This is a genomic window from Streptomyces thermolilacinus SPC6, assembly GCF_000478605.2.
Taxonomy (GTDB): Bacteria; Actinomycetota; Actinomycetes; order Streptomycetales; family Streptomycetaceae; genus Streptomyces; species Streptomyces thermolilacinus.
Genome location: NZ_ASHX02000001.1, coordinates 2214257 through 2238583 on the forward strand (window position 1 = coordinate 2214257; position 24327 = coordinate 2238583).

The following is a 24327-nucleotide window of genomic DNA, read 5'->3' on the forward strand; positions in this document are numbered from 1 at the left end:
TACACGCACGAAGCCCCTCACCGTAGGACGGTGAGGGGCTCCGCGGAGTTGAGCGCCGCTGTCAGTACCAGTGGTTGGCCTGCCAGAAGGACCAGGCGCCGCAGGGGCTGCCGTAGCGCTCGTTCATGTAGTTGAGGCCCCACTTGATCTGGGTGGCCGGGTTGGTCTGCCAGTCGGCGCCCGCGGAGGCCATCTTGGACCCGGGGAGCGCCTGGACGAGGCCGTACGCGCCCGAAGAGGGGTTCTGCGCCCGGTAGTTCCAGCTGGACTCGTGGTCCACGATGTTGCTGAAGCACTGGAACTGGTCGCCCGGCACCATCTGGCGGGCCATGGCCTGCACTTCGGCGATGGTGTACGACGACTGGGCGGCGAAGCTCGACGCGTCGCGGACGGCGTCGCGGCTGGCGCGCTCGCGTGCCTCCCGCTCCTCGCGCTCCTTCTCGGCCTTCTCCTCCGCGGCGGCCTTCTTCGCCTCGGCGTCCTTGGCGGCCTGGCGGCGCGCGTCCTCCCAGGCGGCCTGCTGCGCGGCGGTGTCGGCCGCCGAGGCCTGCGCCTCGGCCTGCTGCGTCAGCGAGGCGACCTGAACCTGTACCTGCTGGCCTGCGGGTATGTCGGCGAGGAGGGTCATGTCGGCGGCGGTCGCCTCGAACTTCTCCGGCTGCGCCGCCTGCGGGTTGCCCGCGGCGACACCGACGACGGCGCCGACAGTGGTGACCGCGGTGGCCGACGCCACCGCGAATCCCCGGACCGAGATCCGGCTCACACGGTTTCCTTCCAGCATCGCCCGCACGGGTGACCTCGCGGGCGCGATCGTGCCCCTGGCGCTGGTCCCCCACTCGCTTGGGTCACGGGGAACACGGGCCCGGTGGGCAACTCCCCTCGGGGAGCGCCGCGTGGTGCTCGGGCGGCATACGGCGAACGACTGTTGAGTTGTGCCGCCACGGGTCCGTGAGGATGTGGCTGTGCCGTATGCGGGGCCTGACGGAAGCAAGACTCTAGCGGGAAGGCGTCAACGCAAGGCACTTCCTCGCCGCGTGGGAAAGCTCACATCCCTTTCGTCCCAGGAGTTTCGACGAAAGGGGCGCGCGAAGAGGCGCCGCCCGGCTAAGCTCTCGCGCTTCGCCGGACGGCGCCCGTGGGTCCAACTCCTCTATGGGTGTTTTGGGTGGCGATCGGTCACTTTCCCGATCACACCGTCGTCACTTTTTGCCCGTGTTCGACCTAGATGTGAACGTCTTCGAGCATTTCGGTGACCAGTGCGGCGATCTGGGAGCGCTCGGACCGGGCGAGCGTCACATGCGCGAACAGCGGATGCCCCTTCAGCTTCTCCACCACGGCGACGACTCCGTCGTACCGGCCCACCCGGAGGTTGTCCCGCTGGGCCACGTCATGGGTGAGGACGACCCGGGAGTTCGCCCCGATCCTGGACAGCACGGTCAGCAGGACGTTGCGTTCGAGGGACTGCGCCTCGTCGACGATGACGAACGCGTCGTGCAGGGAGCGGCCGCGGATGTGGGTGAGCGGCAGGACCTCCAGCATGTCGCGGGCCGTGATCTCCTCGATGACCTCGCGGGACGTCACCGCCGACAGCGTGTCGTAGACGGCCTGCGCCCACGGGTTCATCTTCTCGGCCTCGGTGCCCGGCAGATAGCCGAGCTCCTGCCCGCCCACCGCGTACAGCGGCCGGAAGACCATCACCTTCTGGTGCTGGCGGCGCTCCAGTACGGCCTCGAGTCCGGCGCACAGCGCGAGCGCCGACTTGCCGGTGCCGGCCCGGCCGCCCAGCGACACGATGCCCACGTCCGGGTCGAGCAGCAGGTCGAGGGCGATGCGCTGCTCGGCGCTGCGGCCCCGGATGCCGAACGCCTCCCGGTCGCCGCGCACCAGCCGTACGGTCCCGTCCGCGGTGACCCGGCCCAGCGCCTTGCCGCGCTCGGACTGGAGGACCAGGCCGGTGTGCACGGGCAGGTCGGCCGCGTCGGGCACGTACAGCGTCTCCTCGGTGTAGAGGAGGTCCACCTGATCGGCGGAGAGCGGCACCTCGCACATGCCGGTCCAGCCGGAGTCGGTGACGGCCAGCTCGGCGCGGTACTCCTCGGCGAGGAGGCCGACGGAGGACGCCTTGATACGGAGCGGCAGGTCCTTGGAGACGACCGTGACGTCGTACCCCTCGGCCTGGAGGTTGCGGGCCACGGCGAGGATGCGCGAGTCGTTGTCCCCGAGGCGGTACCCGGCCGGGAGGAGGCCCGGGTCCGAGTGGTTGAGCTCCACGCGCAGGGTCCCGCCCAGGTCGCCCACGGTGACGGGCGCGTCGAGCCGCCCGTACCGGACCCGCAGGTCGTCCAGCAGGCGCAGCGCCTGGCGGGCGAAGTAGCCGAGCTCCGGGTGGTGCCTCTTGGCCTCCAGTTCCGTCACCACGACGACGGGCAGCACGACCTCGTGCTCGTCGAAGCGGGTCAGGGCGTTGGGGTCGGCCAGCAGGACGCTGGTGTCGAGTACATAGGTGCGCCGGTCGTCGGGACGGCGCTTAGTGCTGGTCACCACGGAAGGACAGACCCCCTCTTATAGAGGCGCGTGAGGTCGGGGTGCGACGTCCGCGAGAGCTGCGGCGGCTGCGGCGTCGCGGTGGGGCGGGCCGGGATCGGGCCTCGGTGCACGGGCCGCGACTCCGGCCCTCCGGTTCGTCCGCCCACCTGGGGTGTGCGGTGGTCCTGGCGCAAAGGGCCTCCCGGGCGAGCGGGCTCCGTACCGCTCACTCTGGAAGGGATATGCCCCCGTTGCCGCCGCGCCATGCCGGTGATCGGCTGGCATATGACAGCCCGTCGGACGGGTGCGGCGGCCCCCGGACGCGCGGGAGCCGGGCCGCCTCGTTCGGCGGCCCGGCTCGGTAGCGGCGGTGGCGGGGGCGTGCGCGCCCCGGCAGGTCAGGTGCCGTAGCGGCGGTGGCGGGCGGCGTAGTCGCGCAGCGCCCGCAGGAAGTCGACCTTGCGGAAGGCCGGCCAGTGCACCTCGCAGAAGTAGTACTCGGAGTGCGCGGACTGCCAGAGCATGAAGCCGGACAGCCGCTGCTCGCCGCTGGTGCGGATGACCAGGTCCGGGTCGGGCTGGCCGCGCGTGTAGAGGTGCTCGGAGATCAGGTCGATGTCCACGACCTCGGCGAGCTCCTCGAAGGAGGTGCCCTTCTCGGCGTGCTCCAGCAGCAGGGAGCGGACCGCGTCGGCGATCTCCTGGCGGCCGCCGTAGCCGACGGCGACGTTGACGAGTATCCCGTCGATGTGCCGCGTCGACTCCTCGGCCTCCTTGAGGACCGCCTGCGTGCGGGCGGGGAGCAGGTCCAGGGTGCCGACGTGGTGGACGCGCCAGCGGCCGTCGGCGGCGATGGTGCGGACGGCGTCCTCGATGATGCCGAGGAGCGGCACCAGCTGCTCCTCCGGGCGGTTGAGGTTGTCGGTGGACAGCATCCAGAGCGTGACGACCTCGACGTCCGTCTCCGTGCACCAGCCGAGCAGCTCCATGATCTTGCTGGCGCCGGCCTTGTGGCCCTGCTCGGGCGTGCCGCCGGACGCCTTCGCCCAGCGGCGGTTGCCGTCGAGGATGACGCCGATGTGCTTGGGCACCTGGGCGTGGTCGAGGCGGCCCTCCACCCGGCGCGCGTAGAGCCTGTACACCAGGTCGCGCAAGTTCACCGATCTCACCTCTCGCATACGGGGGCACCGCTGGCCGTCCCCCGAGGTGCGCCACATTACTGCGCGCTACGGGCAGCGGCCCAACCCGGTGTGTCACAAGTCCGTGATAGGGAAAAAGCATGTCCGCTTCCCCTCTCTACCGCGCTGCCGACGACCGGTACGACTCCATGGAGTACCGCAGGACCGGCCGCAGCGGCCTCAAGCTCCCCGCCATCTCCCTGGGCCTCTGGCACAACTTCGGCGACGACCGCACGCTGGAGTCCCAGCGAGCCATCCTGCGCCGGGCGTTCGACCTCGGCGTCACCCACTTCGACCTGGCGAACAACTACGGCCCGCCGCCCGGTTCCGCCGAGGTGAACTTCGGCCGGCACCTCGCGCGGGACTTCCGTCCGTACCGGGACGAGCTGGTCATCTCCACCAAGGCGGGGTATCTGATGCACCCCGGCCCGTACGGCGAGTGGGGCTCCCGCAAGTACCTGCTGTCCTCGCTCGACGCGTCGCTGCAGCGGATGGGCCTGGAGTACGTCGACATCTTCTACTCGCACCGCTTCGACCGGCACACCCCGCTGGAGGAGACGATGGGCGCTCTGGCGTCCGCCGTCCAGCAGGGCAAGGCGCTGTACGTGGGCGTCTCCTCGTACACGAGCGAGCAGACCGCCGAGGCCGCGCGGCTGCTGCGCGAGATGGGCGTCCCGGCGCTGATCCACCAGCCGTCGTACTCGATGATCAACCGGTGGACGGAGGAGGACGGCCTCCTCGACGTGCTGGAGGCGGAGGGCATGGGCTGCATCGCCTTCGCGCCGCTCGCCCAGGGCATGCTCACCGACAAGTACCTGAAGGGCATCCCGGAGGGCTCCCGGGCGTCGCTCGGCAAGTCGCTGGACCCGGGCCTGATCTCCGAGGACGTCGTACGGCGGCTGCGCGGCCTGGACGAGATCGCCCGCCGCCGCGGCCAGTCGCTGGCGCAGCTCGCCCTCACGTGGGTGCTGCGCGACGAGCGGATGACGTCGGCGCTGATCGGCGCGTCGAGCGTGGCGCAGCTGGAGCAGAACGTCGCCGCGCTGGGCGGGGCGCCGCTGACCGACGAGGAGCTGCGGGAGATCGACTCGTTCGCCGTGGACACGGCCGGGGTCAACATCTGGGCCGCCCGGAGCTGACCGGACGAGGGCAAGAAAACGGGCCGGTCCGTGGGGGGGGATACGGACCGGCCCGAGGGGGGGTTTCCACCATAACCCTTTGTAAGGGCGGATGGGTGCCAAGACATGCCGTCGCTACGCTCCGGAAACACGGGACTGCGGTACGGACACGGAACCGGCCCGCCTGGGCTGTCCTCCGCAGGGGTGACCCCGCCCGGCGGGCGCCCGGTTGACGCCCGTGCCCGCGCGTCGGCCTCCGGGCGGGCCCGGGCGTGGGCGTGGGGCTCCACGTGGGGTTTCACGTGGGGCTCCACGTGGGGAGGAGGGCGCCGACGAGGAGGCCCAGCACCGCCCCGGCGATCATGAAGGGGCCGAAGGGGATGGCGCTCCTGCGGGTCGCGCGGCGGCGCAGGACCAGTACCAGGCCGTACGCGGCGCCCAGGGCGAAGCCCGCGAAGGCGCCCAGCAGCAGGACCCGCCAGCCGTACCAGCCGAGCGCGGCGCCCAGCGGCAGCGCGAGCTTCACGTCGCCGAAGCCCATGCCGTTCGGGTTGACCAGGAACAGCACCAGGTAGGCGCCGCCCAGCGCGAGGGCGCCCAGCAGGGACAGGCGCCACGACCCGGCGTGGCCCGGCAGCAGCGCGGCGGCGCCCAGCAGGAGCGGGACGGCCCCGGCGAGCGGCAGGGTCAGGTGGTCGGGTAGCCGGTGCACCCGCCGGTCCACGGCGGCGAGGAGCAGCGCGAACGGCGCCAGCAGCAGCCACACCACCAGTTCGGGCCGCCACCCGGTGCCCCACACCGCCCCGGCCCCGGCGACCGGACCGGCGCCTGCCGTCCCCGCCCCCGTGGCCCCGGCGAGCAGCGCGCACGCGACGGCCCCGGCGAGCGGCGCGGCGGTGCGGAGCGCCCCCCGGTCGCGCCGGGCGCAGGCGGCGCAGCGCGCGGGGCCCAGCCAGCCGCGCGGGCCGGGGGCGTAGGGGTGCCCGGCGGGGCACGAGTCGCGCCAGGGCTCGTCCGGCTCGACGGCCAGCCGGTGCGCGGCCCGCCGGACGAGCAGCCCGGCGGCGGCACCCCACAGGGCGGCGACGGCGATCAGCGTGGCGTACACACGCCGACCCTAGAAGGGCGCGGCCCGCTCGCCTATGGGGGCGTCGCGGTTCCACTCGTCCCGGCGAACCCCGGCGGCGGGGCGGGGCGGGGGCCTACCGTGCCGGTATGGGATGGCGCGACGGGACGGGCACGCTGCGGGTCGGGGACGGTGAGGCGGGAGGCCCGGGGGCTTTTCCGGTGGAGGTCCCGGTGGAGATCGCCGCCTCGTACCGGACGCGGGCGCGCGGCCTGCTGGGGCGGGACGGGATCGACGGGGCGATGCTGCTGACGCCGTGCGGGAGCGTCCACACGTTCCGGATGCGGTTCGCGATCGACGTGGCGTACCTGGACCGCCGCCTGCGGGTCATCGCCGTCGTGCCGGGGATGCGGCCGGGACGCCTCGGGCTGCCCCGGCCCCGCGCCAGGCACGTACTGGAGGCGGAGGCCGGGGCGCTGGAGCGGTGGGGCGTACGGCCGGGGGTACGGCTCGTGGTGGACGCGCCGGTCACGGGGTGACGGTGCGGATCACGGGGGCCGGGCCGAGCGGGGTGACGGTGCGGGTCACGGGGGCCGGGGCCGAGCGGGGTGCGGGTCTACGGGGGGCCCGGCCCGAGGAGGGTGAAGGCCCCGTAGGCGGCGGACGCCGACGCCAGGACGGCCAGCACGGTCGCGGCGCACCGGACGCGCAGCCTCACCAGGGTGACGGCGGCGGGCAGCAGCAGCGGGAACGCGGGCATGATCAGGCGTGGCCGGGAGCCGAAGTACGCGGCGCCGACGAGGGACACGGCGACCACGGCGAGCGTGTAGACGAGGACCGGGAGCGGCTGCCGCTGCCGCACGCACAGCCACACCGCCCAGCCGAGCACCGCGAACGCCGCCAGGAGGCCCACCCCGGCGAGCGGCTGCGCCCCGGTGAGCTGCGCGCCGACGAACCGGGCGAGGGCGACGCCCCCGTCGATGCTGTTGCCCCAGCCCGCCTGGACGTCGAAGTACGCGGTGGGGCTGCCGGTGCGGACGGCCACGTACACGACGTACGACAGCCAGCCCAGCGGCGCGAGCAGCACCCCGGCGACGAGCCCCGGGGTGACGCGGCGCTCGCGGGCGACGGTGACGAGCGCGGTGACGCCGAGCGCGGCGATCAGCGCGACGGCCGACGGGCGGGTGAGCCCGGCGAGCACCGCGAGGGCGCCCGCCAGGACCCAGCGGCCGCGCAGCACGGCGTACAGCGACCAAGCGGCGAAGGCGGTGAACAGCGTCTCCGTGTACGCCATGGACTGCACGAACGCCGTCGGGTACACGCCCCACAGCACGGCCAGGACGACCCCGGCGCGCCACCCCGCGATGTGCGCGCCGACCGCGTGGACGCCCCAGGCGGCGGCGAGGGACGCGGTCCAGGAGACGACCAGCCCGGCGGGGGCCACGCCGATGGGCAGCACGGTGGACAGGGCCCGCTCCAGGGCGGGGAACAGCGGGAAGAACGCCAGGTCGGAGTGGACGGCGCCGTCCGGGAGGGTGACCTCGTGGCCGTACCCCCGCTCGGCGATGCGGGCGTACCAGACGGCGTCCCAGCGGCCCATGAGCCGGTGCCAGGCGTCCTCGCCGCTCGCTGCCGCTGCGACGAGGAGGACGACGACCCCGAGGAGCCGCGCGGCCGCGTACCCGAGGAGCGCCTGCGCGGCGCCGGTGGGGAGGCGGTGGCGGCGGGCACGCGGGCCGCGGCCCGTGGGGCCTGTGCGGTCGGGGCCCGGGTGGCCTGTGCGGTCGGGGCCCGGGTGGCCTGTGCGGTCGGGGGCTTCGTCCGTCGCGGCGGTCCGGGCGAGCGGGGCCGTTCGGTCCAAGGACATCGGCCGATTATGTCCGCCGCCCGGACGCCACCGGTCGGAATCGGTCAGGAGAGCGGTGTGAGGTACATCCCGGTCGGGCCGGAGCCGGGGGTGTTGCGGCAGGTGTGGTGCCCGGTCGGCTTGGCCAGGAGGAGGGTGAGGCAGCGGCTCTGGCCGAGCTGGCCGTAGTGGTTGGGGTGCATGGACTCCTGGACGGGGCCCTGGGTGCTGTCGCTGTCGATCCAGCGCGCCCACTCGCTGGTGGTGCCGGACGCGGGCTGCGTGGCGCTGACCAGGCGGCTGGCGGTCGCGCACACCTCGCGGCCCTGGAGCATGTCGCGCAGGTCCAGGAACTGGGCGCCCTTCGCCCCCGCGACGGCGCGGAGCCGGTTCGCGAGCTGCGGGACGAGGGAGTCGCGGGCCCAGTCGGAGTCCTTGTTCCAGAACGGGCAGCCGCCGGTGCTCACCCGGGACCAGCCGCTCTCGGAGTACCGGTTCTCGGCGCCGCGCGGAATGGGCGAGGGGTACGACTGGAGGACGAGGCGGTACGAGGACGGGGCCTGCCCGGCGGCTGACATCACGGCGCGGATGTCGTCCACGGTCCTGGCCACGTCGGCCATCACGGCGTCGATGCGGGAGTCCACCAGGACCTGCTGGTCGTCGTGGCAGTACGAGTACCAGACGATGTAGTCCTTGGCGCACTTCTCGATGATCGACGCGAAACCGAGGTCGTTGCCGCCGATGGAGAGGGCGATCAGCTCCACGTCGTGGCGGGCGGCGATCGCGGCGAGCTGGTCGGCCTGCGGGGCCTCGCCCTTGTACGCCACGCCGCCACTGGCCGCGCGCAGGACGTTGCGGGTGGTGGCGCCGGAGCAGGCGAGGTTGAACAGGGCGTCGGCGGTGCCGGACGCGCCGTTGACCTCGGCGGAGTCGGAGCGGTGGCAGCCGTTGGCGGCGGTGGCGCCGTACACGCGGGCGGGATCGTACGCGGTGCCGGTCCAGGCGCGGTCGGTGCCGTCGCGGGAGCCCGCGTCGTTGAGGCTGTTGCCGCGCCACCGGCCGGCCTCGCCGGAGATGTAGCTGTCGCCCATGGAGACCACGGCGGTCGGGCGGGGGTCGGTGGCCTCGACGGCGTGCGCGGTGGTGGCGGTGGTGGTGGCGGTGGCGCCGAGGAGCAGGGCGAGGGCGGTGCCCAGCGCGCGGCGGGCACGGGGGGCGGCGGGGTCGGGCCAGCCGGCGGGGGGTCTGCGGTGGAGGGTGGAGCGGAATCCGGGCACGGCGAACTCCATCGTTCGGCCACGCCACAGGACGCGCGGGGCGCGCCCCATGGCGCTGTGGCACATGGGCGAGGGGTGGGCCGCCGGCCGGTGGCATGCGGGAATCTCACACGCGCCGGGTTATTACCGCTAGGTAGCGTCGGGTCTCTTTTCGGTCACGAAAGGGGCGAATTACGCAACCGGGTGCATCGATATCCGGCCAAGGCCGAGGCCGGGCGCGGGAGTCGGCCTATATGTCCCGCGACGACGACGGCGGGCCGGGAGCATCACCATGCCCCCGGCCCGCCGTGTCGCCCGGTCGCGCGCCTAGCCGCCGGTCGGGAAGGACACCTCGACGCGGCGGTTCTTGCGGCGGCCCTCCTCCGTGCTGTTGTCCGCGATCGGGTACTGCTCGCCGTAGCCGCGGATCTCGTACGTGACGTTCTGCGCGGCCAGCAGCGGCGAGAGGACACCGTGCACGGCGTCGGCGCGCTGCTTGGACAGGACGTCGCCGTGCGCGGCGGAACCGAGGTTGTCGGTGAAGCCGAACACCCGGATCTTGGTGGCGTTCTGCTTCTTGATCTCCTCGGCGATGGCCGCGATACGGGAGTTCGCCTCTTGTGTCAGCTTCGCGCTGTCCTTGCCGAACAAAACCTCCGCCTGGAGCGCGAACTTCAGGTTCGTGCTGGTCTCCTCACGGCGCTCCTCACCGCCCTCGGACTCCACGATGGAGACGATCGGCAACACCTTGGCGGCGGCCAGCGTGGCGCCCTCGCGCATCTTCAGGCCGGGCGCGGTCGGGTCGATCTCCGGCACGGGCGCGGACGCCTCACTCCCTGGCGGCACGGCCCCGGGCGTCTCGTCACCGTACGCGGCGGAGGGCGCGGCGAGGTGGACACCGGTGAGGAGGACGAGGACGCCGAGGACGCTGGTGACGGGACGTCGGGTGGCGGGGCGCATCACGAGATCTCGATGGTCGCGGTGGGCATGAGGGGGAACTGGATGTCCACCTGCCCCACGGTGGCGGGTGGCGCGGGGAACTGGGCGAAAACGGAGATCGACTGGTTGGGTTGCATGGAGTTGACGCCCGTGGTCGTCAGCGGGTAGCCCTCGGTGTCCCGCAGCACGTAGTACCGCTTCTTCTCGACCTTGTCGACGAGGGTGACTCCCGCCAGGGAAGGGCCGGTCTTCTGGACCTGGATCTCCTGGCCGCTCCACTGGGGCGGGGTGACGACCAGCTTGTCCGTCGTGTTCTTCAGCGTCCCGTTGACGGTGAGGAAGCCTCCCTCCTCGCGGACGGCGCTGTGGATGACGATCTGCAGGCCGTTGCTTCCGCTGATCGTGGCCAGCGTCGTGCTCATGTCCGGACCGCTCGGGCCGCTTTCCTGGGGCGGCGCGCTCTGGCCGGCGGGTGCCGAGCTGGCCACTCCGGCCTTCTCGGGCTCGCCGTCCTTGGCGTCGTCGCCGCCACCGTCGCCGCAGGCCGTGAGCAGAGCCGCCAGCGCGGCGGCCGTTGCGGCGACCCGAACCGCGCGTGCGGTCGCTCCGTACTGCGTACTCATGCGTGTCATTCCTCTGCGTTCCTTCACGGTCAGTCCTCGGTCAGCCGCACCTCGAAGAGGTCGGACATGTCGGGGAGGGCTTCGGGGTCCAGGTCCACCTGCGTGCCCTCGCAATCCAAGGACCCGGGGGACGGCTTCTTCTTGTCCGCGGAGGTTTCGTCACCGGCCGGGTCATCAGCCGGAGGCTCCTCGGCCGTTGGTTCGTCGGCGGCGGCTTCGAAACTGCACCGAGGCACGATGACGGCCGTGGCCGTGGCGACCGCGTGCTGGCCCTCGGTCCCCGGCAGAATCGTGTCACCGACGGGCTTCGCCGAACGGACGGACACATGGAAGCCCCACCGTCCGTCACCCAGTGGCGAACACCCGGTCACGCTCGCCCCGTTGCTGGCGGCGTACGCGTGGCTCGCCCCGCAGCCGTTCTCACCCGTCAGTGCGCCGTCGAACAATTCTCCCCAGCCTTCGAGGTCGAGGTCGCCCAAGACGAACCGGTCCCTCGACTCCTTCGCCGCCGCCAATACCGCGGCGTCCGCCGCCGACTGCGCGCCATTGCGGGTCGCCCCCGCCTGGCCGACCGCGAAGAACGCGAGCGCGAGGAAGAGCAGGCTCACCACCATGAAGATGTACAGCGGTGAAGCCTGCCCCGACTCCCACTCGCGGCCGGCCGCTCCCGTCAGCCGCCGAGAATCGCGGAGACGCGGGCGATCAGGTTCGTGGCGATGGTCGCGCCCACGCCCGAGCCGACCAGCGCGGCGATGATCACCCCCACAAGAATGATCACCCCCACGTACTCCACCGCCCCCTGGCCGCGGTCGTCGCGGCGTTTCAGGGCCGCTGTCGTGGTGTTCGCCCAGGTGCCCACGTACACCTTGGCCTGAGTCAGGGCCTTCAGTGCGATGTTCGACATGGCGGTCCCCTCCGGGATCGGGATGGTACGGGTCTTCGGTGCCGGGTGCGTGTGGTGCGGGGGGTGCCCCGGGGGTCACTCGGGTGGGAGCGTGACCGTACTCGGGGTGAACCCCCTTCATCATGGGCCTCAGGGCCCGTCCATGGGCCCGATTCGGCGACTGGGGCCGGAAACGGTGGTCATCCATGGTCTGTCGCGCCCCCCGTCGCTCCCGTGGTCCGCCGTTGACTCGGCAACGAATGTCCCACATCCGCTTGCGGAAGCGAAGCCTCTTCCGCACATTCGGCCGATCCGGGGAGGGCCGGATTGGGGCGGGTCCGTACGGGCTTTGACGGGGCGTGGGCCTCAAGCCGCCTCGGGGCGTATGCGGTTGCAGACGGCTGGTGTCCTCGGGTTCCGGTGTCCACCGCTAGCCGCCCAGCAGGTCGGTCAGGTCGACGCCGGAGCCGTAGTAGAAGCTCAGCGCGATGAGGATCATCGTGGCGGGCAGCATCACGAGCGTCACCACCAGCGTGGTCTTCGGGACGGCCTTCGCGGCCGCGCGGCGGGCGTTCTGGGCGTCGGTGCGGCGCATGTCGTTGGCGATCTGGATGAGCGTGTCCACGATGGGGGCGCCCAGCTCCTCGCCCTGCTGGAGGGCGGTGACGAACATCGACACCTGCTCGGACGCGTTGCGCTCGCGCAGCTGGTCGAAGGCGTCGCGGCGGCTGACGCCCATGTCCATCTGGCGCAGGGTGATGCGCAGTTCGTCGGCCCAGGGACCGGAGTACTTCTCCGCGACGCGCTCCAGCGCCTGGCGGAAGCCGAGCCCGGCGGAGACGACGACGGCGAGGACGTCCAGGAAGTCGGGCAGGGTGCGCTCGATGTCGTCCTTGCGGCGCCGGATCGCGAGGCGCAGCAGCACGTCCGTCCAGGTCAGCCCGTACGCGAGGACGATGACCGCGACGACCGGCTGGCCGCGCAGCAGCATCGCCAGCGCGGCGGCCACGCCGAGGGCGCCGTACACGGCGCGCCGGGCGGCGTACCGGTCGACGGTGAGGCCGCCCGGGTTGCCCGCCATGTCGAGGCGGCGGCGCAGGGCGTCGACGCGCTTGGGGCCCATCAGGCGCAGCACGGATGGCGCCCAGCGCATGCCGAGCCGGTCGACGCCGGAGCCGACGGCGGTGGTGCGGGTGGCGCCTACCTCCAGGGCGACGGCCAGGTCGCCGGGGAGCTGTGCCTCGGCGCGGTAGAGGCGTACGCCGTGGAGGACGCCGTACACGGCGAGGCCGGTCAGGGCGGCCAGCAGCAGGACCATGCTCTCCCCCGCGCCTTCAGACCCGGACCCGGGACAGCCGGCGGATCATCACGAAGCCCGCCGTGTACAGGGCGAACGCGATCAGTGACCCGGCCTGTCCGGCGAACGACCCCGTCATCTTGTCCAGCGCTCCCGGGTTCATGCCGTTGATCATCAGGAGGAAGCCGAGGCCGAGGAGGGGCAGGGCGAACGCGGTGACCTTCACCTGGGAGAGCAGGGTGGTGACCTCGCGGCGGGTCTCCTTGCGCTCGTCGAGGGTGCCGGTGAGGTTGCGCAGCGAGCCGACGACCTGCCCGCCCGCCCGGTTGGACAGGACGAGGGTGGTGACGAGGACGACGAGTTCGCGGGAGGGCAGCCGGTCGGCGAGGTCGCCGAGGGCGTCGTCCAGGGTGCGGCCGACGGCGAGCTGGTCGGCGACCTTGCGGAGCTCCTCGCCCGCCGGGTCGTCGAGTTCGTCGGCGGCCATGGAGATGGCGGTACGGAGGGCGAGGCCGGCCTGGGTGGCGTTGGCCAGCACGCGGGTCAGCTCGGGCAGCTGGTTGATGAACGCCTCGGTACGGCGCTGCCGCTGCCAGTTGAGGAACGCGTCGGCGCCCCACAGCCCGGCAAGGACGGCGAGGACCCCGAAGAACGGGGCGAACACGGCGGTCGTCGTGACGTACAGGGCGAGCAGGCCCGCGGCGGCGTACACGGTGTACTCGGCGGGCGTGAGGTCGAGGCCGGTGACGGCGAGCTTCCGCTCCACTCGGCGGCCGAGGCGCGTGCGGCGCAGCCGCCGGTCCAGGCGGCGGAACGGGCGGCCGCGACCGGCGAGGGGGACGGGGCCCGTCTGGGTCATCCGCGCCACGAGCGCCTTCTGCTGCGCCCTGCCCGCGGCGTAGGCGTGCACGCCCAGGACGGCGAGGAAGCCGGCCAGGAGGGTGACGCCGAGCGTCAGGAGCGGGAGGTTGTCCATCGTGTCGTCTGTCCGTCGATTCCGGTTCCGTAGGGGATGTCAGGGCGTTACGCGGCGGTGGTGCCGCGCAGGGCGAGCTGGGCGTCGCTGTGGGCGACGCCGAACGCGGCGGGGGTGGGTTCGTTGTACATGTGGAGGCGCTGGGCGACGCGGCGGGGCAGCGGGTGGTGGGTGAACCGGCCGTGGACGCGGCCGTCGGGGGTCATCGGCTGGGCCTCGAAGCGGCAGACCGTGGCGATGCGGTACTCCTCGCGGCCGTGGGAGTCGACGATGGCGATCTCGGTGATCCTGCGGGCGCCGTCGGCGTGCCGGGTGAGCTGGACGATGACGTCGACGGCGCTGTTGATCTGGTCCTTGATGGCGGCGAAGGGGACCTCCACCTCGGACATGGAGGCGAGGGTCTGGAGACGCATCAGGGCGTCCTCGGCGCTGTTGGCGTGGACGGTGGCGAGGGAGCCGTCGTGGCCGGTGGACATGGCCTGGAGCATGTCGAGGGTCTCGCCGCCGCGGACCTCGCCGACGATGATGCGGTCGGGGCGCATGCGCAGGGAGTTGCGGACGAGGTCGCGGATGGTGATGCGGCCCTTCCCCTCGACGTTGGCGGGGCGTGACTCCAGGGTGATGACGTGAGACTGCTGGAGGCGCAGCTCGGCGGAGTCCTCGATGGTGACGATGCGTTCGCCGTCGGGGATGAGGCCGGACAGCGCGTTGAGGAGGGTGGTCTTGCCGGTGCCGGTGGCGCCGGAGACGATCACGTTGAACTTGGCGCGGACCAGCCCGGACAGCAGCATCACCATGTGCTCGTCCAGCGAGCCGAGGCCGACCATCTCGTGGAGCGTGAAGGCGCGGGGGAAGCGGCGGATGGTGAGGACGGGGCCGCTGAGGGAGAGCGGCGGGATGATGACGTTGACGCGTTCGCCGGAGGGCAGGCGGGCGTCCACCATCGGGTTGGACTCGTCCACGCGGCGGTTGACGGTGGAGACGATCCGTTCGATGGTCTGCATCAGCTGCTCGGTGGAGGAGAACCGCATGGGCAGCCGTTCGAGGCGGCCGTGCCGCTCGACGTACACCTGGTCGGGGCCGTTGACCATGATCTCGCTGACGGAGGCGTCCTCCAGGAGCGGTTCGAGGATGCCGAGTCCGAGCGCCTCGTCCACGACGCGGCGGATGAGGTGGGAGCGCTCGGTGGAGGAGAGGACGGGGCCCTCGCGGCTGATGATGTGGCCGAGGACCCGTTCGAGGCGTACGCGCCGGTCGGCGGCCGGGAGCGCGGACATCTCCGCGAGGTCGATCTCCTCCAGGAGCTTGGCGCGGTAGACGCCGACGAGGTGGTCCTCCTCGCCGTCCCTCCCGCCGGCCGGTTCGGAGCTGGTGATGCGGGCCCGCAGGCTCATGAGGTCCCTCCCTCGCTGGTCGTGACGGGCATGGTGGTGGTGCGGGTGACCGGGTCGAAGCTGAGGAGGGGCAGGACGGTCGGGATGCTGACGGTGACGGTCGCGGTGACGTCCTCGCCGCCGGGCGGGGCGCTTATGGAGGCGCCGTCCGCGAGCCAGCCGCTCATCGCGCCGTGCCCCGCGGCCTCGCCGTCGCCGCCCTGGGAGGCGACCCGCGCGGCGGCCCGTGCGGCGGTACCGGCCTGCTGGGCGGCGTAGGCGACGATGCCGAGCTGAATCGCGGCGAGGGCTGCGATCAGCAGGAACCCGATCCACCCAGCGAACTCGATGGCGGCCTGCCCCCGGTCGCGTCCCGTGCCCGCCTTGCCGCCGCGTGGCTCGCGGCACTCGCGCGGGACGCGCCACTCATGTGGGTCGCCGCAGTCACGCGGGTGCGGCATGGGCGTCGGGTGCCCGGCCGGGTCGCGGGTCGTGGGCGGGTGCCGGTGGTCGGCGGCGGCCAGGGGCAGGTCGCCCGCCGGGCACGCGTGCCCGTGCGCGTCCCGGTGGTCGGCGGGGGCCGGGGCCCGGTGGGGCGTGGCGGTCGGCGGTCGGAGGCGGGTGCGGGGGACGGCAGCGGGGCGTGGGGGGCGCCTTCGGGCGCCGGGTGCGGGGGCGGGCCTCATCGGGGGTCCCGTTCGTCGGCCGCTGCCGCGTGGGCGCGGACGGTGAAGGGGAGGTTCGCGCCGGGGAAGAGGGCCGGGACGCGGATGCTGACGTCGGCGGTGAACAGGTCGCCCGCGCCGCCGCAGGAGGTGCTCGCCGACCAGGCGCCGGACAGCTTCGACCCGGCCGCCGCCGCGCAGTCGCCGCCGACCGCGCCCGCGCGGGCCGCCTCGTCGGCGGCGTTGCCCGCGAGGGAGTACGTGTAGCCGATGAGCGCCGCCTGCCACAGCACCAGCAGGACACCGAGGACGAGCGGGACCATGCCGGTGAACTCCACCGCCACCTGCCCCCGGTCGCCGTACCGGCGCCTGCCGTCGCCGCGTGGCGCGGCGGTCCGTGCGACGTGTGCTGCCATGGCCGCCCTCCCCTCCCCCGCTACTTCCTGCGTGCCTTCAGCAGCCTGCCCGGCCGCTCGCCCGTCGATTCCGCCGCCTTCACGAGGCCCAGTTCGCCCGCGAGCGCCCACAGGGCCTGCTTGACGGCGGACTTGGCCTCCAGCTCGTGCAGGCGGCCCGCGTCGAGGGACGGCTGGAGCTCCTTGAACGCGGCGGGCACGGCGGTGCGGGTGACGCGGGTGCCGGTGATCTTCTCGACGAGGGCGGGCTGGATCTCCGTCTGCCGGGTGTGGCGGTTGACGACGGTGGTCGTGTCCTCGCCCTTGCGGATCTGGAGCCGCTCCCAGAGGCGGACCATGCGCTTGGCTGCGCGGACCGCCACGACGTCCGGGGTGACGACGAGGAGCGCCGTGTCGGCCATCTCGACGGCGGCGGCGTTCGCGGAGTTCATCTGCGTGCCGCAGTCCACGACGACGACCTCGTAGGCGTGGCGCAGGGCGCTGACGATCTGGCGGGCCGCGCGGTCGGTGACCTCCTCGCCGCGTTCGCCGTCGGCGGGGGCGAGGAGCAGGGACAGACCGGTCGGATGGGTGTAGAGGGCGTCCTGGAGGACGCGGGGCGTGATGTCCTGGATGGTGGCGAGGTCCACGGCGGAGCGGCGGAACCGCACGTCCAGGCAGGAGGCGACGTCGCCGGACTGGAGGTCGAGGTCGGCCAGGGCGACGCTGCGGCCCGAGGCTCGGGCGGCGAGGGCGAGCTGCACGGCGGTGACGGTCGTGCCGACGCCGCCCTTGGCGCCGCTGACGGTGACGACGGTGCCGCCCGGACCGGCCGGGGCGTCTGCGGACTGGCCGAGGTGGCGGCGGACCCCGGCGGCCCACGCGGCGGCGGACTGGACGCGCTGGGCGAGTTCCTCGTACGAGAGGGGGACGCCGACCAGGCCGCGCGCGCCGGAGTCCATGGCGGCCGAGTACAGGCCGGGGCTCGTGTCGGCGGTGGCGAGGACGACGCCGACTGCGGGGAAGCGGAGGGCGACCTCGCGGATCAGGTCGAGGGCGGGGACGGGGCCGATCCGCTCGTGGACGAGGACGACCTCGGGCAGCCCGTCGAGGGAGTCGGCGGCGGCCCTGGCGAGGGTGTCCACGAGGGTGGTGGAGTCCCCGGCCGGGGCGGGCGCGGCCTGTTCGGCGTCGGGGAGCTGGGCGAGGAGGGTGGTGATGGCGCGGGCCGCGTCGGGGTCGCCGACGGCCGCGAGGACGCGAACGGTCACGGTGCCCTCACTTGTTCCTGTCTTCGTCGAGCGTGTACGTCGAGTCGCCGGGCTTCAGGGCGGCCTGGCCGTCCTTGGGCAGCAGGGCGAGGCGTACGTGCTCGGCGAACGACTCGGCGTAGGCGACGCGCTGGGCGTCGGCGGTGGTGAGGGCGAAGGTGATCGGCACGGCCTCGCGGGCGCCGGTGACGCCGCCGCCCCGGCTGCCGCTGCGGCTCTGGTCGAGGGGCGTGAGCCTGCCGACGTCGAGGACGCGGGCACCGGCGACGATCAGCCGGGACTCGGCGACGGCGTTCTTGCCCCGGCCCTCGTCGTCGAAGGTGGCGAAGATGTTGACGCGCGCGCCGGCGGTGATCTTCCCGGCGACGCCGGTGGACGCGTCGATCATGATGGCGATCTCCTGTTCGCCGCTCGCCAGGGCGGGCCGGTCGACGATCATGTCCTTCTGGAGGAGGGAGCCCTTCCTCAGGTCGGACACGGCGATCTTGCCCTGGACGCCGGAGAGGCTCCGTACGGCGTTGGCGGACAGCCACCGCTCCGGCATGGTGATCTTCTCGAACTGGCCGGGCCGGAGCGGCGCGTAGGCCGGTACGTCCGCCTTGACGCGGTACGCCGTGACCTCGGGCCCGACCTTCGCCTGGACGTCCCCGACGATGACGACGACGCCCGCGAACGCGCCGAGGGCGCACAGGGCGGACAGGACGATCAGGATGACGCCGCGGCGCTGACGTGCGTTCATGGGCGGGAGAACCTCGTGAGGTGGCGGGCGGGGGACGGGCGCGGGCACGGGTACGGCGGTACGGGCGGGGCCCCGGGGCGGCGGGTCACGACGCGTGCCGCATCGGTGCGCCCGGGGGCAGGGCGGCGACCGGCCCGCCGGGCGCGCGGGGCTCGGGTACGGCGGGCGGGGCGAACGGGGCGGCGCAGAAGGCGCAGCGGTCGCCGAGCAGTCCGGCGCCGCACCAGCCGCACGTCTCGCGCCGTACGGAGGACACGAGCTGGTGCAGTACGGGCAGGTCGGGCAGGTACGCGGCGAACTCGACGAGCTTGCCGGTGCCCCACCAGGCGGCGGACGCGGCGGGTCCCTGGACCTCGTCCACGCCCTGGACCCGCCAGGCTGGGGCGAGCGTGCCGGTGACCCAGTCGGTGGTGAGCGGGCCGCGCGCGACGGCGAGCCGGGTGGCGAAGTCGGGCCCGGGGAACGGCTCGCCGCCCTGGGAGCCGAGCCGGACGAGGCGCGGCCGCGGGTTGGCGAGGACGGCGAACTGGGAGCCCGGCACCCAGGACTTGGCGTGCGCCTTGAGGGTGACGGGGACGCGGTCGAGGCGGGCGACGGAGTTGAGCACCGCCCCGGCGTGGATGTAGTGGGCGAGGAGCCGGGCGGCGGTGGCGAGGACACCGGGGGCGAAGTCGCAGACGGACAGCTGGCGGAGCTGGCGGACGAGGACGGCGGCGCCGAGCGGCGGCAGGTCCAGCGGCAGCAGGGCGATGCGGTCGCTCTCCAGCAGGGCGCGCACGGTGTGGAGGCGGCGCACGTGGGCGGCGGGTGTGGACGCCGGGTAGAGGACGACGAGGTGCCCGTGCTGGTCGAGCAGGGTCTGCGTGTCGGCGAGGGCGGCGGCCAGCGGCTGGTCGTCGGGGTGGGGCAGCACGGCGGCGCCGGGGGTGTGGTGGTCGGTCGGCGGCAGCACCTGGTCGGCGCTGGTGACGGCAATCGCGGTCGGCACGCTGGTTCCCCGTTCGGCTCCGGCCACCGGCTGTTCTCGGCGGGTCGCAGTCGGCTGCGACGCCTGGTGTTCCGTGTGTCCTCCTGACTCGCACTTTATCCGCGGGGACGAGACGGGAGAACCGCTTTCGGACTCCTCGTGAGGGATCATGCGCTCCCTGTGGGTCATCAAACGGGGCGAACAGGACAGGAGTTGACCGGCGCCCCACTCACGGGCACATCACCGGGGCCTGGTTACCGGTCCGGAACCTTGACAACCGCATTGGTCTGGACCAACTTGGTCGGGCATGGGAGCGCGGTGGCCACCGACGCGTACACCGTTTCCCCGATCCCCGACTCCCCATCCCACACCTCCATTCCTCACCCCCCACTCCACCCCCACTCCCCACCGGAGGAAGCACGTGGACCGCACCAGATCGCTCGTCGGCGGCGCCGTCGCGCTCGCCGTCGCGTCCGGGCTCGTCCTGGCCGGCGGCGTCGGCACCGCGCAGGCGGAGGACCGCAACGTCGCCCGGAACGCCGGGTTCGAGGCCGGACTCGCCGACTGGACCTGCTCCGGCGGCAGCGGAGCCGCCGTCGCATCGCCGGTCCGCACCGGCGCCGCCGCCCTGAGGGCCACGCCCGCCGGGCTCGACAACGCCCGCTGCTCCCAGACCGTGAAGGTCCAGCCCAACTCCACGTACAAGCTGTCCGCGTGGGTGCAGGGCGGGTACGCCTACCTGGGCGCGACCGGCACCGGCACGACCGACGTGTCCACCTGGACGCCCGGCTCCTCCGCCTGGCAGCAGCTGACCACCAGCTTCACCACCGGCGCGAACACCACGTCCGTCACGGTCTACACGCACGGCTGGTACGGGCAGGCCGCGTACCACGTGGACGACGTGTCGGTCTTCGGCCCGGACGGCGGCGGGGCCGGCGACCCCGACCCGGTCGTGCCCGCGCCGCCGGCGGGGCTGACCGCCGGGACGGTGACCTCGTCGTCCGTGGCGCTCTCCTGGAGCCCGGTGAGCGGCGCGACCGGCTACCACGTGTACCGGGACGGGGCCCGCGTCCAGTCCGTGTCCGGCACGTCGGCGACCGTGACGGGCCTGGCCGCCGACACGTCGTACGCGTTCCAGGTGACCGCGGCCAACGCGGCGGGCGAGTCGGCCCGTTCCGCGACCGTCACCGCCCGCACCGCGCCGGGCGGCGGCACCAACCCGAACCCGTCCGTGCCGAAGCACGCGCTGACCGGCTACTGGCAGAACTTCGACAACGGCGCCAAGGTGCAGAAGCTGCGCGAGGTACAGAGCCAGTACGACATCATCGCCGTGTCGTTCGCGGACTCCACGACGACGCCCGGCCAGATCACCTTCAACCTGGACCCGGCGGTCGGCTACGCCTCGGTCGCCGACTTCAAGGCGGACATCGCCGCGAAGAAGGCCGCGGGCAAGTCGGTCGTCCTGTCGGTCGGCGGCGAGAAGGGCAACGTCATCATCAACAGCGACGCCTCCGCGACGGCGTTCGCGAACAGCGCGTACGCGCTGATGCAGGACTACGGCTTCAGCGGCGTGGACATCGACCTGGAGCACGGCATCAACGCCACGTACCTGACGAAGGCGCTGCGCCAGCTGTCGGCGAAGGCGGGCCCGGGGATGGTCCTGACGATGGCGCCGCAGACCATCGACATGCAGAACACGAACACCGAGTACTTCAAGCTGGCGCTGGCCGTGAAGGACATCCTGACGGTCGTCAACACGCAGTACTACAACAGCGGTTCCATGCTGGGCTGCGACGGCAAGGTCTACTCGCAGGGGTCGGTGGACTTCCTCACCGCGCTCGCCTGCATCCAGCTGGAGGGCGGCCTCGACCCGTCACAGGTCGGCCTCGGCGTCCCGGCGTCGCCGCGCGGCGCGGGCAGCGGCTACGTCGACCCGTCCATCGTGAAGAACGCCCTGGACTGCCTGACGCGCGGCACCGGCTGCGGCTCGTTCAAGCCGTCCAAGACGTGGCCGTCGCTGCGCGGCGCCATGACGTGGTCCACCAACTGGGACGCGACGGCCGGCAACGCCTGGTCCAACGCCGTCGGCCCGCACGTCCACAACCTGCCGTAGACGCGGGCGTACGGGTTGGGGGGCGCCGCACCGGGGGGTGTGGCGCCCCCGCGCTCACCAGGGCAGCTCGCGCACCTGCTGGACGCACAGCACCAGGAACAGCAGCCCGGCCGCGCCCAGCACCGCGTTGCTGAGCCACCCGTTGCGCCACGCGCGGGGCGTACGGGAGGAGTTGAGCAGCCACAGCAGCGTCAGGGCGAGGAACGGCATGAAGAAGGCGCCGATCACGCCGTAGACGACGACCAGCACGAACGGCCGGTCCAGGAAGAGCAGCGCCATCGGCGGGAACGTCAGCCACAGCAGGTACGCGCGGAACGGCACCGACCGCTCCACCGGCACGGCACCCGGAGCAGCACCGGCGCCGGCCCCCGCCGAGGCCCCGGCCCCGCCCCGCAGCCGCGCCACGAAGTCCGCGAACAGCAGGCTCACGCCCTGCCACACGCCGATCAGCGAGGTGACCGACGCGGCGAAGAACCCGACCAGGAACAGCTTCGCCGTGGCCGTCCCGTACCGCTCGTCCAGCACCCCGCCCAGGTCGATCAGGCCCTTGTCGCCCTGGGCGATCGCGATGCCCGAGGAGTGCAGCAGCTCGGCGCCCACGATGAGCATGGCGACCACGAAGATCCCGGTCGTGAGGTACGCGACCCGGTTGTCCAGCCGCATGACCCGCATCCAGCCGGTGTCCCGCCAGCCCTTGGCGTTCACCCAGTAGCCGTACGCGGCGAGGGTGATCGTGCCGCCGACGCCGCCGACCAGGCCCAGGGTGTAGAGGAGCGAGCCGTCCGGGAGGGCGGGGACGAGCCCCGCCGCGAGGTCGCCCAGGTTGGGCGCGACCCGCACCGCCAGGTACACGGTGACCAGGAACATCACACCGACCAGCGCCGTCATGACCTTCTCGAAGACGGCGTACCGGTTGAACCACACGAACAGCAGTCCGCCCACCCCGCACAGCACGGCCCACCACTTCAGGCCCATGACGCCGGGGAACAGCGCGGCGAGCGGCAGCGCGGTCGAGGACATCGCGGCGGCGCCGTAGACGAAGCCCCAGACGCCGACGTACCCGGCGAAGTAGACGGTCGTCCACGCGCCGAGCGAGCGCCAGCCGTCGAGCAGCGTACGGCCGGTGGCCAGGTGCCAGCGGCCCGCGGCCTCGGCGAGCGAGATCTTGATGAGGCAGCCGAGCACGGCCGCCCAGAGCAGCGTGTAGCCGTACTTGCCGCCCGCGACGAGCGTGGCCACCAGGTCACCGGCGCCGACACCGGTCGCGGCGACCACGATGCCGGGCCCGATGTGCCGCCAGCCCGGCCGCCGCATCGCGGGCGCGGCCGCACCGCCCCCGGCGCCCGCCCCCGGGCCGGTGCCGTCACGCCCTCCCGGACCGCCCCCGTCACGGGCCCCAGGGCCCTCCGCCGTGTCCGCGGTGTCCGTCATGAGCCGTCCGCCCCTCTCCTCGTCCCGTCCGATCATGCGCACGTCATCCGGGCACCCGCGGACGCCCATGGGCGGGCGGGCGGGGCGCGGTGACGCGGCAGATCTTCCCCCCGTGACCGGACTTCACTCGCGTGGTCGGAGTTCGCCCGCGCGACCGGACTCCGCTCGCGTGACCGGACTTCGCCCGCCTGACCGGACTTCGCTCTTGACGCGATCATGCCATGACCGCACTCTGCGACGCACGGGGACACCCACCCCGACCCCCACTCCAGGAGCCAGCATGCGACTACGCATCCCCGGCGGACGGTCCGTCACCCTCGCGGCCGCACTCGCCCTCGCCGTCGTGGCACCGCTGACCGCCGCCGCGAGCACCCCCGGTACGGCGGCCCCGCCGGCCGCCCCGGCCGCCGCGGCCGACGAGGTCATCCGCCAGTACGAGATCCACGGCCCGTCCACCCCCGCCGAACGCGCCGCCCTCGCCGCGACCGGAGCCTCCCTCGACGAGGTGGACGACCACACGGTCGTGGTCAGCGCCAACGCCGAGCAGGCCAAGCGGCTGCGCGCCCAGGGCCACCGCCTGGAGGCCCTGCCCGCGCCCCCGGACCGCAGCGCGGGCGGCCCCGTCACGCCCATGGACTTCCCGCCCGCCGACTCGCGGTACCACAACTACGCGGAGATGACGGCGGAGATCAACCAACGGCTCCAGCAGTACCCCGGCATCATGAGCAAGCGCGTGATCGGCAAGTCGTACCAGGGCCGCGACATCGTCGCCATCAAGATCAGCGACAATGTGGCGGCCGACGAGAACGAGCCCGAGGTGCTGTTCACCCACCACCAGCACGCCCGCGAGCACCTCACCGTCGAGATGGCCCTCTACCTGCTGCGCGAACTCGGCGCGGGCTACGGCTCCGACAGCCGCGTCACCAACGCCGTCAACGGCCGCGAGATCTGGATCGTGCCGGACCTCAACCCGGACGGCGGCGAGTACGACATCGCCTCCGGCTCGTACCGCAGCTGGCGCAAGAACCGGCAGCCCAACCCCGGCTCGTCGTACGTCGGCACGGACATGAACCGGAACTGGGACTACAAGTGGGGCTGCTGCGGCGGCTCCTCCGGCTCGCCGAGCTCCTCCACCTACCGCGGCTCGGCGCCCGAGTCCGCGCCCGAGGTGAAGGTGGTAGCCGACTTCGTCCGCTCCCGGGTCGTCGGCGGGAAGCAGCAGATCAGGGCGGCCATCGACTTCCACACGTACAGCGAGCTGATCCTCTGGCCGTACGGCTGGACCTACGCCGACACGGCGCCCGGCATGACCCAGGACGACCGGGACGCCTTCGCCGCCGTCGGCCGCAAGATGGCCGCCAGCAACGGCTACACCCCCGAGCAGTCCAGCGACCTGTACGTCACCGACGGGTCGATCGACGACTGGCTGTGGGGCGACCAGCGCATCTTCGGCTACACCTTCGAGATGTACCCGAGCGGCTCCTCCGGCGGCGGCTTCTACCCGCCCGACGAGGTGATCGAGCGCGAGACCGCCCGCAACCGCGACGCGGTGCTCCAGCTCCTGGAGAACGCCGACTGCATGTACCGCTCGATCGGCAAGCAGCAGCAGTACTGCGCGACCCCCTGAGGCACCGCCCGGCGCCGGGCCCCCCGCGCGGTGGTACG

General features: G+C 73.0%; 23 protein-coding genes. 4 read left to right on the forward strand and 19 right to left on the reverse strand.

Going from position 1 to position 24327, the window contains the following annotated elements; genetic code table 11:
- Nucleotides 1-61: 61 nt before the first annotated feature.
- The 3 genes from J116_RS09095 to J116_RS09105 all read right to left on the reverse strand — a co-directional run bounded on the left by J116_RS09095 (nt 62) and on the right by J116_RS09105 (nt 3686).
- Nucleotides 62-763, reverse strand: coding sequence for an aggregation-promoting factor C-terminal-like domain-containing protein (locus J116_RS09095; protein ID WP_023586779.1), 702 nt, complete (start codon nt 761-763; stop codon nt 62-64).
- A 458-nt stretch (nt 764-1221) separates the two neighbouring features.
- Nucleotides 1222-2544: a PhoH family protein gene (locus J116_RS09100; RefSeq protein ID WP_023586780.1), complete on the reverse strand. Its 1323-nt coding sequence runs from the start codon at nt 2542-2544 to the stop codon at nt 1222-1224.
- A 380-nt stretch (nt 2545-2924) separates the two neighbouring features.
- Nucleotides 2925-3686, reverse strand: coding sequence for an isoprenyl transferase (locus J116_RS09105; protein WP_023586781.1), 762 nt, complete (start codon nt 3684-3686; stop codon nt 2925-2927).
- A gap of 119 nt (nt 3687-3805) precedes the next feature.
- Between J116_RS09105 and mgrA the strand changes: the two genes are divergently transcribed.
- Nucleotides 3806-4843 carry an L-glyceraldehyde 3-phosphate reductase gene (gene mgrA, locus J116_RS09110; protein WP_023586782.1) on the forward strand — a complete coding sequence of 346 codons (1038 nt, stop codon included), beginning with the start codon at nt 3806-3808 and terminating at the stop codon, nt 4841-4843.
- A 277-nt stretch (nt 4844-5120) separates the two neighbouring features.
- On the opposite strand, the gene J116_RS09115 is transcribed toward mgrA, so the two are convergent.
- On the reverse strand, nt 5121-5930 hold the full coding sequence (locus tag J116_RS09115) for a prepilin peptidase (RefSeq protein WP_023586783.1): 810 nt from the start codon (nt 5928-5930) through the stop codon (nt 5121-5123).
- Between the two features lie 107 nt (nt 5931-6037).
- Here J116_RS09115 and J116_RS09120 point away from each other — a divergent pair, with 107 nt between their 5' ends.
- A complete protein-coding gene (locus J116_RS09120; RefSeq protein WP_023586784.1) occupies nt 6038-6427 on the forward strand; it encodes a DUF192 domain-containing protein in 390 nt (129 codons plus the stop codon).
- A gap of 77 nt (nt 6428-6504) precedes the next feature.
- Here the strand turns inward: J116_RS09120 and J116_RS09125 are convergent, their stop codons facing one another.
- The 14 genes from J116_RS09125 to J116_RS09190 form a co-directional block, all read right to left on the reverse strand.
- Nucleotides 6505-7755, reverse strand: coding sequence for a membrane protein (locus tag J116_RS09125; protein ID WP_023586785.1), 1251 nt, complete (start codon nt 7753-7755; stop codon nt 6505-6507).
- A gap of 44 nt (nt 7756-7799) precedes the next feature.
- A complete protein-coding gene (locus J116_RS09130; RefSeq protein ID WP_235617331.1) occupies nt 7800-9011 on the reverse strand; it encodes a GDSL-type esterase/lipase family protein in 1212 nt (403 codons plus the stop codon).
- A 306-nt stretch (nt 9012-9317) separates the two neighbouring features.
- Nucleotides 9318-9950, reverse strand: a complete 633-nt coding sequence (locus J116_RS09135) for an OmpA family protein (RefSeq protein ID WP_023586787.1) — start codon at nt 9948-9950, stop codon at nt 9318-9320.
- On the reverse strand, nt 9950-10552 hold the full coding sequence (locus J116_RS09140) for a hypothetical protein (protein ID WP_028963861.1): 603 nt from the start codon (nt 10550-10552) through the stop codon (nt 9950-9952). The genes J116_RS09135 and J116_RS09140 overlap by 1 nt, the downstream gene beginning before the upstream one ends.
- Nucleotides 10553-10581: 29 nt before the next feature.
- Nucleotides 10582-11226: a pilus assembly protein TadG-related protein gene (locus J116_RS09145; RefSeq protein WP_028964628.1), complete on the reverse strand. Its 645-nt coding sequence runs from the start codon at nt 11224-11226 to the stop codon at nt 10582-10584.
- The gene (locus J116_RS09150; protein ID WP_028963862.1) at nt 11223-11456 is read right to left on the reverse strand and encodes a hypothetical protein; all 234 of its coding nucleotides are present in this window, start codon (nt 11454-11456) and stop codon (nt 11223-11225) included. The genes J116_RS09145 and J116_RS09150 overlap by 4 nt, the downstream gene beginning before the upstream one ends.
- A gap of 409 nt (nt 11457-11865) precedes the next feature.
- Nucleotides 11866-12753 carry a DUF5936 domain-containing protein gene (locus tag J116_RS09155; protein ID WP_023586790.1) on the reverse strand — a complete coding sequence of 296 codons (888 nt, stop codon included), beginning with the start codon at nt 12751-12753 and terminating at the stop codon, nt 11866-11868.
- A 16-nt stretch (nt 12754-12769) separates the two neighbouring features.
- Nucleotides 12770-13708, reverse strand: coding sequence for a type II secretion system F family protein (locus J116_RS09160; RefSeq protein ID WP_023586791.1), 939 nt, complete (start codon nt 13706-13708; stop codon nt 12770-12772).
- Nucleotides 13709-13755: 47 nt separating this feature from the next.
- Entirely contained in the window at nt 13756-15102 is a 1347-nt protein-coding gene (locus J116_RS09165) for a CpaF family protein (protein WP_023586792.1), read from the reverse strand.
- Nucleotides 15099-15542, reverse strand: coding sequence for a TadE/TadG family type IV pilus assembly protein (locus tag J116_RS09170; RefSeq protein ID WP_037947277.1), 444 nt, complete (start codon nt 15540-15542; stop codon nt 15099-15101). Before J116_RS09170 ends, J116_RS09165 begins: the two co-directional genes overlap by 4 nt.
- 221 nt (nt 15543-15763) lie before the next feature.
- Entirely contained in the window at nt 15764-16162 is a 399-nt protein-coding gene (locus J116_RS09175) for a TadE/TadG family type IV pilus assembly protein (RefSeq protein ID WP_028963863.1), read from the reverse strand.
- Between the two features lie 20 nt (nt 16163-16182).
- Nucleotides 16183-17412: an AAA family ATPase gene (locus J116_RS09180; protein ID WP_028963864.1), complete on the reverse strand. Its 1230-nt coding sequence runs from the start codon at nt 17410-17412 to the stop codon at nt 16183-16185.
- Nucleotides 17413-17419: 7 nt separating this feature from the next.
- On the reverse strand, nt 17420-18151 hold the full coding sequence (cpaB, locus tag J116_RS09185) for a Flp pilus assembly protein CpaB (RefSeq protein WP_023586794.1): 732 nt from the start codon (nt 18149-18151) through the stop codon (nt 17420-17422).
- An 85-nt stretch (nt 18152-18236) separates the two neighbouring features.
- On the reverse strand, nt 18237-19139 hold the full coding sequence (locus J116_RS09190; protein WP_023586795.1) for a hypothetical protein: 903 nt from the start codon (nt 19137-19139) through the stop codon (nt 18237-18239).
- A 400-nt stretch (nt 19140-19539) separates the two neighbouring features.
- Here J116_RS09190 and J116_RS09195 point away from each other — a divergent pair, with 400 nt between their 5' ends.
- On the forward strand, nt 19540-21231 hold the full coding sequence (locus tag J116_RS09195; RefSeq protein WP_023586797.1) for a chitinase: 1692 nt from the start codon (nt 19540-19542) through the stop codon (nt 21229-21231).
- A gap of 54 nt (nt 21232-21285) precedes the next feature.
- Here the strand turns inward: J116_RS09195 and J116_RS09200 are convergent, their stop codons facing one another.
- Nucleotides 21286-22662, reverse strand: a complete 1377-nt coding sequence (locus tag J116_RS09200; protein WP_028963865.1) for an Nramp family divalent metal transporter — start codon at nt 22660-22662, stop codon at nt 21286-21288.
- A 280-nt stretch (nt 22663-22942) separates the two neighbouring features.
- On the opposite strand from J116_RS09200, the gene J116_RS09205 reads away from it, so the two are divergent.
- Nucleotides 22943-24289: a M14 family metallopeptidase gene (locus tag J116_RS09205; protein ID WP_023586799.1), complete on the forward strand. Its 1347-nt coding sequence runs from the start codon at nt 22943-22945 to the stop codon at nt 24287-24289.
- Nucleotides 24290-24327 lie beyond the last annotated feature (38 nt).